Here is a 13,543-nt window from a genome sequence, read left to right on the forward strand (position 1 = left end):
GGCAGGGCGGCCAACCGGGGTGGCCAGCTGATCGAAGCATGCCGCAGACCTACCGCCGCCTGGGTCTGCCCGATCAACTGGCCCGGTAACCGCCCTTAGCGGACGACCTCGATGTTGGCCATCATGCCGCGGTCCTCGTGGTTGAGGATGTGGCAGTGCAGCGGGTACTTACCGACGAAATCCCTGAACCTCGTCCTCATCACCACTTCGCCGCGTGCGGGGAGCTGCACCGTGTCCTGCCAGTTACGGGCGTGGTACGGCCTGCCGTTCACGCTGATCACCTGGAAATCGTTGACGTGCACGTGGAAGGTGTGCTCCTCGTTGGCGAGGTTGCGCACCCGCCACTCCTCGGTGGTGTTCAGCTTCGCCCGCACGTCGATCCGGTTCGGATCGAACAGCTTGCCGTTGATGAAGAACTGGTTGGTCCGGTCGTCCTCGGAGAAGGTGATGACCCGCCGCTGGGCGATGGGATCCTTCCTCAGGTCGTCGAAGTACCGGGCGGCGAACGTCGCAGGCAGGCGTGCGGGCGTCACGGCGCGCCCCGCGGACACCAGGGTGGCCAGGGTCGCCTCAGGGTAGGAGTCGCCGTCCTTGCCGGTGCTGTAGGGCCGGGTCACCAGGCGGGTACGCCCCGCCGGCGGCCCCTGCACGAGCACGTCCCACCGGCTGCCGGGAGGCATGAGCAGCGTGTCGGTGCTCCAGACCCTGGCAACGGGGTTGGCGTCCTGGGCGATGACGTGGAAGCGCATGCCCTGGAGCTGGACGTTGTAGGCGATGTCGGCGCCGATGTTGGCCAGCCGCCACATCTGCGTCTCGCCGGGCCGGATGTGGATGATCGGGTTGATGAGCCCGTTCACGGTCCGGGTGGTGGGGGCGTTGCTGTCGATGTTCGCCGTCGGTATGGCCCCCGCGTGCACCTGAAAGTCCTTCAGCGCGATGAGCAGCTCGGCCGTGTTATGGAGGTCGGGCGGCAGGTACCGGTTCAGCCCTTCGATCACGATCGCGCCCGACAGCCCGGCGAACACCTGCGCCTCCGAGAGCGGGTGCGCGTGGGAGTGGTACCAGTACGTGCCCGGCGCCAGGTCCTTGGGCAGCTGGTAGGTGTAGTGGTAGGTCTGGCCCGACATGATGTGCAGGTAGATGTTGTCGGAGCTGTCCCTCGGTGAGACGTGCCAGCCGTGCGTGTGCAGGTTGGTGTGTTCTCCCAGCCGGTTCACCAGCTCCAGGTCGAGCCGGTCGCCGGGAAACAGGCGCAGCGTCGGCGGCATGAAGTCGCCGTTGTAGGTCAACGCGCGGACGTCCTGGCCTGCGAGCCGTACCACGCGTTGCTCGACGACCAGCCGCACGCGCAGGCGGCCGTTGCGGCTCGACAACTCGCGCGGCTGGCGGAAGGCCGGCTGCGCCTGCGCGGTCGGGGTGGCCGGACTGGCGGGACCGCCGGGGGCGGCCTCCATTGTGGCGGTGGTCCCGCAGCCGGTCGCCACCAGCAGGGCCAGCCCCAGCAAGAGGACGGCTCTGGACAAGGCCATGGCGCTCCTTGTGAACGACGCGGACAGCCACGTGGATGCCCGGCGTCGGCCAGCCCACACCGGAGCTGACCCGCATTTTCACAAAGATTGGCCGGTCCCGACCGCCATTGGAGCAGGCTGTGCAACAAGGCACGCGGACAGAGTGGCCGAGTGACTGGAGAAGCCCCTGCGTGCTGGTTCTGCATGGCCTGACCCGTGCTGACAGGAGGCGGGCACGTCCGGGGTAGGCGCGCAGCAGTGAACCTGCGCATGTACGTGATAATCATCCATTATCACGTACATGAGCGATCACGGCGGCACGCCGACCAGGAGAACAGCTCGCCAGGGTGGTGCGCGACTCCGGCACGTTATCCGGTACATCGCCGCCGATGCCGCGCGGCGGCCGGCATGAGCGCCGCGCCGAAGATCGCCGCGCTGCGCGGCGGGCACGTCACCCTCGCCGCGGCCGCCGAAGCCTTCCTGGCCACCCCGCGCACGGCCAACCCGAACACCCACCGCGCCTACGCCTCGGCCATCGACCGCGTCATCGTCCTCCTTGGCCGCGACCGGCCGCTGGCCGAGGTCGCCGACGCCGAGGTCGGCCAGGCGCTCGCCGAGCTGTAGGGAGCGAGCGCGCCAGCGACCTGGAACCGCAACCGCGCCGCCGTCACCTCCTGGCTGACGTGGTGCCAGACCAAGAAGCACTGGGCCGGCCCGGGACGAAAGCGACCCGGACGCGGACCGTACGGGCCTTGAGATCGACATCCATCCGACGTAGCGCGCTGGCCTCACCCCAACGCAGGCTCGCGAACGTCGCCAGAAGCACCATCGCACGGAACCGTAGGTCCGGGGTGCCGTCGGCTTTCCCTCCATGGCCATCTGCCACAGCGCCCGCTCAGCCTCTCATTGGGTGAGGAAGATCTCCGGACGCGTACGCGTCGCGCCCTGCTCGCATTTGCTCGTCGTAGCCGCGCGCCTTGACATGCAGCCGTACGGCTGCCTAAATTAAAGGCAGCTGAAAGGCTGCATATCGACAAGCGGCAACCTGGGTACGAGGGGCGGGCATGGACGAGGTGTTCAAGGCGTTGGCGGATCCGAGCCGGCGCGCGCTGCTCGACTCGCTCAACGCCCGCAACGGGCAGACGCTGCGCGAGCTGTGTGCCGGACTCGACATGGCCAGACAGTCCGTAAGCAAGCACCTCGCGGTGTTGGAGGCAGCCGGGCTAGTCGCCACCGTGCGGCGGGGCCGGGAGAAGCTGCATTACCTCAACGCCGCGCCCGTGCACGAGATCGCCCACCGGTGGATCAGCCGCTACGACCGGGCCAGGGTCCAAGCCCTGGCGGACCTGAAACTCGCCCTGGAGGAGACCCCGATGGATGCGCCGACCTTCGTCTACACCACCTACATCCGCACAACCCCCGAGAAGCTCTGGCAGGCGCTGACCGAGCCCGCCTTCACCCGCCGCTACTGGGCCACGGAGTTCGATACGGACTGGTCCGTCGGCTCGCCGATGACCTGGGACAACCACGGGGTGCTGATCAGCGACCCTGAGCAGGTCGTGCTGGAGGCCGAACCCTACAGCCGGCTCTCCTACACCTGGCACGCCATCACCCCGGAACTCGCCAAGCGCTTCGGCTGGGACGAGGAGTTGCTCGCCCGGCTGTCCGGCGAGGCCCGCTCGAAGGTCACCTTCACGATTGAGGAGGCCGCCGCGCAGGTCGTGAAGCTCACCGTCGTACACGACGGCTTCGAGCCCGGATCGAGCCTGGCCGAGATGGTCAGCCACGGCTGGCCGAACGTGGTGGCGAGCCTGAAGTCGCTGCTGGAGACCGGCGAACCGCTGCCGGACGATGCGTAACCTCCCCGATCAGGGCCCGACGACGTCACAAGGTGCCGCCGGACCGGCCCGCCCAGGCGACCGCCCAGAGGAAGGCGAGCAGGCCGAAGAGCACCGCGGTCGCGCCGAGCGCCGTCCAGAAGCCGCCGTGCCTGCGGTAGGCGCGCACGGAGTTGCGTCGGTGCGCCTCGTGTCCTGAGGCTTGGACATGCCCGGTGGGGCGGTCTTCACGAAGGCCCCCTTGCCGTGCTCCCGCTCAATGACGTCATCGCCCGCGAAGCCGGGGCCGCAGTGGTCGATCTCGGCGGCAGCCCGCACCGCATGACCGCCCACGCGACCATCGCCGCAAGCCCCGAGCTCGTGGCCGACCTCGTGGAACTCATCGCCGAGGCCCGCAAGGCTGTGGTGTTCGATCGGAACATTGTCGAACAGCTCTTGGAGGTATCAAGGCGGGAGCGCGGTGTGCCGCCCCGCGGCCCGAGATTGCGGCCCGCACGCTGGGCGTACAGCCTGGGGGCCGTTCTCGCGTGCGCTCACCGCTCGCGCCGCGCAAGGGGCGTCAGCGCTCAGATGAGCAAGACGCTACAGCTCGGATTGTTCACCCCGTCTAGCCTCCCGTTCCTTCCACTCACGGCGTTGCGCCGCCCGCTCCGCTGTCACGCGTGCGTGCCGTGCCCGATCCAAGTCCCTTGCACTCGGTTGCCTGTGCTTCTCATGTCTGATCGCCAGCCGAACCGACCAATAAATGATGAAGAAGAGCACGACTGCCGGGACAGCCCAGTTCAGCGCCAGGAAGAAAAACTCAGCCACGGGAGCCGCCCCGGCTCTTCCCCTCACGCTTGATCAACCAAGCGGCAAGGATGCCCGAGAGCGCAAAACTCAGTGCAAGGGCCACGTACGCGGCCATCTTGTACGGTCCCACCTCGAACGGATCCTCACCATTGGCGCGGGCCAAGGCGAGCAATTCAAAGACGGTACCCACCACGAGGAGCTGTATGACTGCGAAGGCGGCAAGCACCTTGAAAAGGGACACGCGGCGATTATGGCTTGCCACGTGCATCACATCCAAGACCGGCCTCCGGCGTGGATCTCCGGCTCGGGAACAGGATCGTAGGTGGCCGCGGTATGGGCGGGCCATCACACCGCTACAGGTGGGCCCGGGGCACACCAATCGGCTCTACCGAACTCAGGACGCATCATCCTGAACCGCGTGCGGGTAGTGCCCGTAGTGCCGTTGACGCCAACGCTCGAAATAGCCGACGCCCATCATGCTCACTCCAGCAAAGACCGCTACGCAGAGGCAGAAGAGCAAGCTGGACAGTGTGAAGGCGTATTCCCATCCCGTTGCGGCAGCGATCAACAGGAAGATGCCGAAGAAACCGCCGACAGCAGCGCCGATGATCAGCCCGAGGCGCACAGGATGGGCCGCAGATAACCGCCGGCCGCGATGCGGCTTAGCATCGCCTCCTGATGACGCATCTACTCGCCAGAACCAGTCCGTAAGTAGCCGCAACAAGCGCACAGACAACCCTTTCATGCTTCCGGCGGGGTACTCCGGCTACCGGTTGATCGCCGCGCTGTACGCCAGGGTCGTGGATGGCTGAGGTGGAATCCTGATCATCTCGTCCGCCGACAATCCGGGACAAGCAGAGCGGGCCACCCTTGGCCTCCGGGAAGGAGCAAAGCGCCCGGCTCGTTGCCGACGGAGACGTTCAGATGCTCTCGCAGTGCGGGGCGATCGCCTGGGGAATGCCGACCACGCGCCGTCCGCCTTGGGCTTCGGGGGATCGACGCAAGCCGCTCCGATCGACCACTCGGCTCTCAAAGCGGCACTCCCGGCGATTAACGGCCCTGTCAGCGGCTATGCGAACCTCTATGCCATGCACATCAGGTCCGGTACCAAAGACGACGCCGAGCAGATCGCAGAACTTCACACTCGTAGCTGGCTGACTGCCTATGCCGGGATCATGCCCGCCAGCTACTTGAATGGGCCCCTGCTCGACGAGCGCAAGGTGATGTGGAGCACCCGGCTCGCCACCGTCGCCTCGGAACCAGATCACGCCCGCTGCTTGCTCGTTGCCGTCGATGACAACGCCCTCCTGGGTTTTGCCTATCTCACCGTCGAGACCGACGGACGCATCCTGCTCGACAACCTGCACATCCAGCCGGAGCACAAGCAGTCCGGTATCGGCCGCCAACTCGTGTACCACTCCTTTGGCTGGGCCTCCGAGCAACACCCTGGCAAGACGGTCTACCTGGAGGTCTTGCGCGATAACGTCGCCGCAATCACCTTCTACCGGCGTCTCGACGGCCATCCCACCAAAGAGTTCATGGAACGCTTCCCCGCGGGTTTCGAACTGCCCGTCGTCGAGTACACCTGGGATCCTGACATCGTCCGGTTCCTTGCCGACAACCGTTCCACTACCGATCGGCTTGTGTCCTAGCGGCCCCCGGTGGGGCCCTCTGGCTTCGGAACGACCGCCGCAGCACCAGGGTCGAGGGCCGCAGGTTGCTGAGGTGGAAGCCTGATCGCTCGACCACCATGGTTCCGGGACAAGCCGAGCAGACCAGAGCCCCGGCGCGCGCTTCCCCTGCGGGCGGGGCGACGGCAGCATCGGGATGATCAGGCGGACGGCGTGCACGCGTCGCGGGGGAAACACCAGGTCGGCGGCTGATCACGTGCAATTGGCGGCCCTCGGCAACTCCGGACTCACCGCCGCCGAACTGCGCGAGATCGCCATCTTCCTCGCCCACGACATCGGCCGGCTCTTGGGCGCCGAACTCGGCGTTCAGATCGAGACCCTCATCTCCGCCCACGAGAAGAGATCAGGAAGCTCCCGCTCCCGCCCCGATCCGTGAGGTGAACTGCGGTCAAGCGGCGTGGTGGTGCGCTGTGCGGCCTTCACTCCGATCGTCTCCATGAGTCACCAGTCGATTGACAGATTCGCCAGGGACCGCTGGTGAATAGCGTCATGGCGCAGAACTTGCCGGCGCAGCGGGGCACTCCCGCTGAAACGACAAGTACAACCTCGATTGGAGAACGTGAGATGAGAATGCTCGCCCGGTTAATGGTCGCCGTGGTGGCCGTGGGCGCGACGCTGCTGCCCGGCGGCTCGGCGCGCGCCGCCGATTCGGTGGTCGAGACCGTCAACGTGTGGCAGTGGAATGTGTCCGGCTGGAAGATGAATCGCGCGTCCACGACGACCGGAATGGTGGAGGCCGCCGCCGCTTCGATCGTGAACAGGAACTCGGATTTCGCGGCCTTCAACGAACTCTGCTGGAGTCAGTACAAAGCGCTGCAGGACAAGCTGGTACAGAAAGGCTGGGTGGCCGAGGGCAAAAGCTTCTCTGAACTAAAGGAATCGATCAGGGGCCGCTTGATAAAGGTCTTGATCAGCTGAGGACTTCCGGCTCCCTATGTCCCGGCGTCCGTGTGCGCAGCGTCTCGCCGGAGAAGGCCACCCCCTTCCCGTCCGGCTGCACCGACCGGCTTGGTCCTCGTCTGCGCATTTGTTGATCAGCTGGACGATGATTCGCCTGTCCCCGTCGGAGAGCTCGTCCAGCACGAGGATCGCCGGTTGGAGGAGTAGTGGCATGATGGCTTCGGGCGCGATGGCGGTGTCTTCGCTGTCGTCCGGGCCGATGACAATCTCCATGAGCGCCTTCGTCAGGGTGCGCTCCAGCGTGGTTATGACGGGGCTCCTGGTCGGGTGGTGGGGAGGGTGACGGTGCGGCCGGCGATGTCCGGGAAGCTGGGCATGCCGAGATGGATGGCGGTCGCGCGGCGGGCCCGCTCGTCGAGCTGGGCGAGCTTGTCTTCGGCGGCGGCCAGGTAGATTCGTTGCTTCTCGACCTCGCCGCGCCAGCCTTCGCGTTCGGCCTCGGCGAGGCGGGCGATCACATTGTCCCTGATCTCTTCCAGGCGAGGTCGATCAGCCGGGTCGACCCGCAGAAGCGGACATTTAAGACAGGCGTGCTCATGTTGGCAGTTAGTGCCGTAAGCGCGGCCGCAAACCCCGATGGCCATCTTCCGGCGTTCGAAATGACCGAGAAACTCCTCCCATTCCTCGTCGGTCGGGGTGCGGTATTCCTCGCTGGGGCGCTGCGCGCGGCGGCGGGCAATGAAGGCGCGGTGGCCGTTGATCACCTCTTGGGGATAGATCGTGGTGTAGCCCATGGTGGTATCGATCAGCTTGTGCCCCAAGATCATCTGGACGATGTGGGGTGGCATCCCATTTAAGATCGCCTCGGTTGCGAAGATCCTCCGAAAGTCATGAGGCTGGAACTGCAAGGGCTGCCCCGAGGCATCGGTGAAACCAGCGGTCAGCAGGAGCTGATCGAGAGACCTGCGGATCATGTCCTGGTTGAGTGGTCGGTTGTGTCCTGCTGATCGCCATTGGAACAGGATGGGCATCGGGGGGTTCCAGATCTTCTCGTGGGCGTCGTAGGTCGCCAGCAGTGGAATGGCGCCTGCGTCTCCGCAGACTCGGGAGACGATCGTGGCCAGGACGTCGGCGAGTTCGAAGTCGATGACCAGGAGGCGTTCCTGATCGGTTTTCGACGGGGCGATGTGGAGCAGGGGAATACGTTCGCCGCTGTCGGGGGTGACGTATTGGGTGATGCTCTGGTGGTTGATTTCCAGCATCTCCTCGATACGGATCCCGGTGTGCCGCAGGACTTCGACTGATGCCCAAGCCCAGAAGGCCCGGTTTTCGGCCAGCACGAGTTGCCGACCTCGCCCATCGGCGTCGTAGGCCAAGTCGCTGCCGACGGTCCGGCCGGGGCTTCCAACGGCCTTGACGAAGGTTTCGCCCAAGACGGTGAAAGTCTCACCGGGAGCTGCACTGCGGAGTGCCTTCAGGCGCGCCTGTGCATCACCCCACTGCCGGTAGGCGATCTGAGCCAGAGAGGCGATGGTGGGCAGCCGCTCTCGGGTGCGCTGGTCCATGCGCGCCTTGCGTCTGGCGTTCCGCTTCTTGTTGGAGGTCTCTGCTGAGGTGATCGGACAGGGCGCGGCCCACCGCCCCCAGCGGACAGGGTCTTCCATCGCCCACTGGGCGATATCAAGGTAGAACCCGCGAACGTAGGTCAAGATGTCGATGCCATTGGCTCTCGGAGCGGCAACCTCGCGAACGCTGCCGTCAGGCTGCCGCTCGCGGATGGTCTTGAATTGAAGTCTGGACTTCCAAGCTGCGATGACGTCGGCGGGCAGCCGGAGAGAGTCGACGCCTGGGTGGTGCGTTTCGATGTTCTTCCAGAAGTTCAGGGCCAAGGACCGCGAGAGCTGTTGCAGGCTGTTGTAGTCGAGCATGGGCTGGCGCTCAGTCAAGTACTCGACGATCAGATCGCGGACGGGACCGCACTCAAGGGCGTAGCGGTCCACCAGTCTTTCCGGGCTCACCTGGCCTGCGTGCTTGGTCAACATCCGGAGCGTGGGCGGCCCGTCTGCGGGAAAGAACTTCAGCTGCTGCAAAAGAGTGTAGAAATATCCTCTGCTGGAGCCCTGATCGGCGCGAATGCGGGACTCAACCTCGCGTAGCTCCAAGCAGTCACCAACGGTGATATCGGTGAGCTTGCCGCCCTTGGCGGCCATGATGCTGGCGATTTGGTGGAAGGCTGTGCTCCTGCGCTTGTCATCGACTCCCTGGCAATCAACAACCGCCTGTAGTTGAGCGATGCCTTCTGGATCTCGGTAGGTCGCCATCGCGGGCCACCAACTGCGGGACCGCACGATGGTCGAGAGCCACTCCAGGTTCGGGCGTAAAACGTCCGCGCAGACCAGCCAAAGGAGCCCAATCTTCAGGAACCTTGGCTGGATGGCCATCCCATGGCCGGCAACCCCGACATGAGCCTGTTCGACCCATCGTCCTCCAAGCGAGTGGGCGGATGTCGCGCACCAGCGCTGCTGCCACGATTGGCCGGGGAAGCCCTCGAGCCAGAGCAGCAGGCTCCTCGCTCCGCGCCTCCTCACCTCGTGCGTGTCCTCGCCAGCCGGGCGAGGATGCTGATCCAACTCGTTGAGAATTTCCCGTGCGGATCGTGTGGTTGCTGGCCAAACAGTCGGCACCTGCCGCGCGGGGAACTTCACCCGCAAATTCTTGAGCGACTCACCGCTCAGGGAGGCGCCGACAGACCCACCCCTCAGCGGTTGCCGGCCTGCGGTGTTGCTCGGGGCCGTCACGTGTGCCGTCCGTAGAGGATGTCGAGGGAGCGAGGGTTGTAGCCCGCGGCCGGAGGCGTGACCGAAACGGGCGCCTGCTGTCGTCGCCGGTCATAATGAGCGACGGCGTGGGCAATCACCTCGTCCTGGCCGGGGAGAGTGTAGAGCTGCGTGGTGCTCAAGCTCGCGTGGCCGAGGATCCACTGCACGTCGGTGATCGGCATGTTCGGGTCCTGCGCCATCCGCCAGGCCGCCGTGTGCCGGAGATCGTGGATCGTCCAATCCGAGCCCAGCGCTTCCTGCGCGCGGGCAAACATCGCGCGGGCGGCCGGGTAGGTCAGCGGCCGGAACGGCCGCCGCAGCGTGACCCACAGCGGCTGACGACGACCGCGAGGGGCGCCCCGCTTCCAGATCTCCTCCTGGTAGAGCCGTAACCACACGAACGCGTCCGGCGAAGCTGGCAACAACTGCGTCGCGCGGCTGCCCTTGCGGGTCACCCTGATGACCTGCTCGCCCGGATCCACGTCGGCCTGCACGGAGTCGAGCAGTTCCTCGGCCCGGGCGCCAGTCGAGACCCAGAACGCCAGCAGGGCGCGGTCACGATGATACTTCAACCGGGCGAAGATCTCATTGAACTGATCGTCGGGGATCCGCTTGGGAATCCGGACCGGTAACCGCGGCCGGTAACGGCCGACCCGCTCACGCCGGAACGGCTCCAACGGGTTGTGATGCGCATTCGCGCGGCCCGCGCGCCGCGACCGGTCCTGCGGGAACGGGTTCATGATCGGGCCGGTGCCAGCCTCGAGATGAAAGTCGTAGAACCGGCGCAGCACCGTCTCAGCGTGCGCCCGCGACGCCGGAGAGAATCTCGTGCTGAGCCGGGACTTGCCCGTCACCCGATTCACCTCACCCGCCCGCGACGACGCTGAACCTGATCCACGCTTCTCAGCGCCGTCCGCGTGGCCGTCACGGCGCCGCCAGTGCGTCCGGGCCGGCTTATCCGCGATCTGCATCCACCGGGCGAAGTCCCGTCCCTCGGCCGGTGTTGCCTGCTTCCACGACACCCCAGCTGCCGCCAGCCACCGCCACCACAGCAGCAGATCGTTGCCGTAAGACCGCAGGGTCGCGTCCGACAAGCTCCTCGCCTGCAGCTCGCGCAGGAACGCCGCCACCGGCTCAACGACCACGCCGTCGCCGTCCAGCAACCGGTACGGCTCCCATGGGTTACCAGTCTCCTCGAGCCGTCCCACGACCCGCACGACTAACAACGCCAGATCCCACTCGGCCCTTGCGTCAGACATGGAGCGGGACGCTAGCAGAGATCAAGGAAATATGCTTTTGAAGTGGGAAAACTCTCTCACTAGTTCAGTTAACGTGCCTTCGCCCGCTTCGCGGCCATCCGGAACGGGGAAGAACCTCGCGAGGACCCGGCCTGCGGCTACGAGCAGTTCGGCATCGCCATCTTCAGCCGGCAAGACCTCGGCACCGCCAAGAAGTACGACCTGCCGAAAGACACCAAGGGCGGCGTGAACAAGCTTCTCTGCGCGCCGCTGGCCGCCCGCCTGCATATGCGGTTCTGCACCACGCACATCACCAGCGACGACACGAACATCGGCGGGAGCCCCATCAATGAGCAGCAACTGAACGCGGTACAGGGCCATCTCCAGGACCTCTACAACGACGGCGACACCGTGGTCATCGCCGGCGACTTCAACGCACGCCCCCACCTTCGCCGGCTCAACGACTGGTACTCCCCGAGTGTCAACGGGCCGAACAACGGCAACAACACCGGTGAGTACAGGGAGCTCGACGACCTGGATCCGGTATGCCCCGGGGTCGGCGAGACCACCGTCCTTGAAACCAGCGGCGACGGGGATCCGATCCCCCCTGAGGAGCCCTGCAACCAGCGCCCCAAGATCGATCTGATCTTCGTACGGGAGAGCTTGATCGCCGGTCCGTACTCCGGTGACGCGCTGGGGCAGGGCACCGGCTGTGGTGGCGGACCGTGCTCCGACCATCGCGTGACGATCGGCACGGTCCCGGTCCGCGTCAAGGTCTGACGGCGAAACCGCTGGAGCCGCCCCGTCCGCCGGCCGAGAGGTCAGGTGGGCGGGGCGGCCCTGCCTCATCCTCAGGTTCAGGTGACGGAGTAGGTCATCTTGCCGGAGGGCAGCATGTATCCATGTACGCGGTCACGGGCTCGCCCGTCGATGATCCACTGCGCGACGACCACCCCACACCGTGACCTTGCCCTGGGCCTTCAGCGTGACCGGGCACTTGCCGCGGTAGTCCGCCGGGGTGATGGACGACTCGGTGATCGACACCACGCCCAGGGAGGTGTCCGTCGGCGGTTGACCGTCGCAGATGGCCTCGTAGGGCACCGAACGGGTGACGTACACCCCGTTGTCCGTGCTCACCTCCAGCCGGACGCCGCCCGATGGCGCCGGCGATCGGCACCGGCACGCTGAGGCGGCCATCGCCGCCGTCCGCGACATTGCCACGGGCTGTGGCGAGCGTCTCGCGTCGCGCCCCGAGGAGGTCAATGACGGTGGCGGCCTGCTTCTGTGGGGAGATCGTAGGCCAGCCGAGGAGGCTTTCCTCCGAGTACCAGGAGATGAAGGACTTGGGGTCGAAGCCGGTAGCGGACCATGCTGGTGGTGCCGCGCCGCACGATCAGCACATCGGGGTATGTTCGTTCGACGGGTTCCCGAAGTCGATCATCTATCTGGTCATACGCCTACGAGCCAGTTCCGTGATCTCCTCCGGTAGCGCATCGGCGGCCGGCAGCTGCGGCAGGAGGTCCGGTTCGAGCGTCATCGCGCGGAAGACGAGCGCGACGGTCACGTTGTGGCCGGGCTGGTGCACGATCTCGATGGGATCGCCGGTACGGATGTCTCCGGGTTCGGTCACGCGCAGATACGCACCCGGCAACGCGGCCTGCGTGAACTGCTTGATCCAGCCGTCGCGCTCCAGCCACCCCTGAAATGTCGCGCACGGAATCCGTGGGCACGACACCTCCAGGACCACCTTGGACCCGATGCGCCAACGCTCGCCGATCAGAGCCCCGTTGACGTCGAGGCCAAAGGTCGTGAGGTTCTCTCCGAAGGCGCCGTTGGCAAGCGGCCTGCCCAGCTCGTCCTGCCATCCGTCGTGGTCCTCGCGGGCATAGGCGTAGACGGCCTGGTCGGGACCGCCGTGGTGCTTCACGTCATAGACGCGGTCACCCGCGAGACCGACCGCGCCAGTGCCCTTGGGACCGGGAGCGCTGACGGCGACCGGACCGTCAACGGGCCGTTTGTCGATGCCTGTCGCGCTGAGGCCCTTCCACGGGTTGGGTCGAGGCTTGCCGACGTTGACGGAGAGGAGCTTCATGCGGGAGACGGTACGGTCCGCCAGACGCCAAAGCGACGCATTTAAACACCGAGTTCATGCACCGAGAGGATCTCGTCCGCCCACTGGGCCCGGCTTCCTGGGCCCCTGCCCAACCGCCCGCTCACGCGACCCCGTCCCAGCGCACCCCGCGCGGGCCGACAGCCCTACCTGGCCGCGGACCGTCCGCCTTTACGGCACCCGGAACTGGAATCGATCAGAGCTACAAACAGATCAAGGACGAGCTGGGCTGGCCCGCTTCGGCAGGAAGGTTGGAAAAGATTCAGTAGATGTACTTCGAACGGTGGAGGGCCCAGTAAATTTCCCCCTTACCGTCGCTCGCGACGTCGGCGACGACGAACACGTCCGAGTAGTAATCGTACTTCTTGCTGTAGCTCACCATTGGCGTGGAGCACGCGATGGCGCTTTCCCTGCGCGCGTTGAGAGCGTCGGTGAAGAGGCACATGGTTCTCTTGTAGTTCTTGTCGCCGCCACCGCCATTGTTTCTCCTGTTGACGTACAGGTAGACGTAGAAATGATTGAACCGGTGCATCGATCCGAAATGCTCGCTGAGCTCGTCCCAGGACATGGACAGGCTGGAGAAGACCTTGTAGCCGCTGCCGGACTTCCTCTTGGTGATGCAGTGGTCGATCTTGACGCCGCTGACC

Annotated in this window: 15 protein-coding genes; 6 read left to right on the forward strand and 9 right to left on the reverse strand. The window is 65.7% G+C overall.

All coding sequences use genetic code 11. From position 1 onward, the window contains the following. Positions 1–95 precede the first annotated feature (95 nt). Positions 96–1,529: a multicopper oxidase family protein gene (locus tag AB0J64_RS32640; protein WP_364035423.1), complete on the reverse strand. Its 1,434-nt coding sequence runs from the start codon at positions 1,527–1,529 to the stop codon at positions 96–98. Between the two features lie 387 nt (positions 1,530–1,916). Here AB0J64_RS32640 and AB0J64_RS32645 point away from each other — a divergent pair, with 387 nt between their 5' ends. Together AB0J64_RS32645 and AB0J64_RS32650 are read left to right on the forward strand one after the other, a co-directional pair. Then, positions 1,917–2,132, forward strand: a complete 216-nt coding sequence (locus tag AB0J64_RS32645) for a hypothetical protein (RefSeq protein ID WP_364035426.1) — start codon at positions 1,917–1,919, stop codon at positions 2,130–2,132. A gap of 440 nt (positions 2,133–2,572) precedes the next feature. After that, positions 2,573–3,367 (forward strand): metalloregulator ArsR/SmtB family transcription factor, encoded by a 795-nt coding sequence (locus AB0J64_RS32650; protein ID WP_364035429.1) that lies wholly within the window; start codon positions 2,573–2,575, stop codon positions 3,365–3,367. A gap of 25 nt (positions 3,368–3,392) precedes the next feature. On the opposite strand, the gene AB0J64_RS32655 is transcribed toward AB0J64_RS32650, so the two are convergent. The 3 genes from AB0J64_RS32655 to AB0J64_RS32665 all read right to left on the reverse strand — a co-directional run bounded on the left by AB0J64_RS32655 (position 3,393) and on the right by AB0J64_RS32665 (position 4,868). After that, on the reverse strand, positions 3,393–3,515 hold the full coding sequence (locus AB0J64_RS32655) for a hypothetical protein (RefSeq protein ID WP_364035432.1): 123 nt from the start codon (positions 3,513–3,515) through the stop codon (positions 3,393–3,395). 633 nt (positions 3,516–4,148) lie between these two features. Then, positions 4,149–4,379, reverse strand: coding sequence for a hypothetical protein (locus tag AB0J64_RS32660; protein WP_364035435.1), 231 nt, complete (start codon positions 4,377–4,379; stop codon positions 4,149–4,151). A 153-nt stretch (positions 4,380–4,532) separates the two neighbouring features. Continuing rightward, positions 4,533–4,868 (reverse strand): hypothetical protein, encoded by a 336-nt coding sequence (locus AB0J64_RS32665; protein ID WP_364035438.1) that lies wholly within the window; start codon positions 4,866–4,868, stop codon positions 4,533–4,535. Between the two features lie 205 nt (positions 4,869–5,073). Here AB0J64_RS32665 and AB0J64_RS32670 point away from each other — a divergent pair, with 205 nt between their 5' ends. The 3 genes from AB0J64_RS32670 (at position 5,074) to AB0J64_RS32680 (ending at position 6,747) form a co-directional block, all read left to right on the forward strand. Continuing rightward, positions 5,074–5,790, forward strand: coding sequence for a GNAT family N-acetyltransferase (locus tag AB0J64_RS32670; protein ID WP_364035441.1), 717 nt, complete (start codon positions 5,074–5,076; stop codon positions 5,788–5,790). A 235-nt stretch (positions 5,791–6,025) separates the two neighbouring features. Beyond that, positions 6,026–6,205, forward strand: coding sequence for a hypothetical protein (locus AB0J64_RS32675; RefSeq protein ID WP_364035444.1), 180 nt, complete (start codon positions 6,026–6,028; stop codon positions 6,203–6,205). A 188-nt stretch (positions 6,206–6,393) separates the two neighbouring features. Further along, the gene (locus tag AB0J64_RS32680) at positions 6,394–6,747 is read left to right on the forward strand and encodes a hypothetical protein (RefSeq protein ID WP_364035447.1); all 354 of its coding nucleotides are present in this window, start codon (positions 6,394–6,396) and stop codon (positions 6,745–6,747) included. Positions 6,748–7,034: 287 nt separating this feature from the next. Here AB0J64_RS32680 and AB0J64_RS32685 read toward each other — a convergent pair whose 3' ends face one another. Together AB0J64_RS32685 and AB0J64_RS32690 are read right to left on the reverse strand one after the other, a co-directional pair. Next, positions 7,035–9,434, reverse strand: a complete 2,400-nt coding sequence (locus tag AB0J64_RS32685; protein ID WP_364035450.1) for a site-specific integrase — start codon at positions 9,432–9,434, stop codon at positions 7,035–7,037. 89 nt (positions 9,435–9,523) lie between these two features. Beyond that, positions 9,524–10,711 carry a tyrosine-type recombinase/integrase gene (locus AB0J64_RS32690; protein WP_364035453.1) on the reverse strand — a complete coding sequence of 396 codons (1,188 nt, stop codon included), beginning with the start codon at positions 10,709–10,711 and terminating at the stop codon, positions 9,524–9,526. Positions 10,712–10,903: 192 nt separating this feature from the next. Between AB0J64_RS32690 and AB0J64_RS32695 the strand changes: the two genes are divergently transcribed. Next, entirely contained in the window at positions 10,904–11,566 is a 663-nt protein-coding gene (locus AB0J64_RS32695) for an endonuclease/exonuclease/phosphatase family protein (protein ID WP_364035464.1), read from the forward strand. 132 nt (positions 11,567–11,698) lie between these two features. On the opposite strand, the gene AB0J64_RS32700 is transcribed toward AB0J64_RS32695, so the two are convergent. The 3 genes from AB0J64_RS32700 to AB0J64_RS32710 all read right to left on the reverse strand — a co-directional run. Further along, positions 11,699–11,923, reverse strand: a complete 225-nt coding sequence (locus AB0J64_RS32700; RefSeq protein ID WP_364035456.1) for a hypothetical protein — start codon at positions 11,921–11,923, stop codon at positions 11,699–11,701. Positions 11,924–12,227: 304 nt separating this feature from the next. After that, a complete protein-coding gene (locus AB0J64_RS32705) occupies positions 12,228–12,878 on the reverse strand; it encodes an MOSC domain-containing protein (RefSeq protein ID WP_364035459.1) in 651 nt (216 codons plus the stop codon). A gap of 280 nt (positions 12,879–13,158) precedes the next feature. Next, on the reverse strand, positions 13,159–13,543 hold a 385-nt coding region (locus AB0J64_RS32710; protein WP_364035461.1), incomplete at its 5' end, for a hypothetical protein.

This window comes from Nonomuraea sp. NPDC049695, assembly GCF_040674955.1.
Taxonomy (GTDB): Bacteria; Actinomycetota; Actinomycetes; order Streptosporangiales; family Streptosporangiaceae; genus Nonomuraea; species Nonomuraea helvata.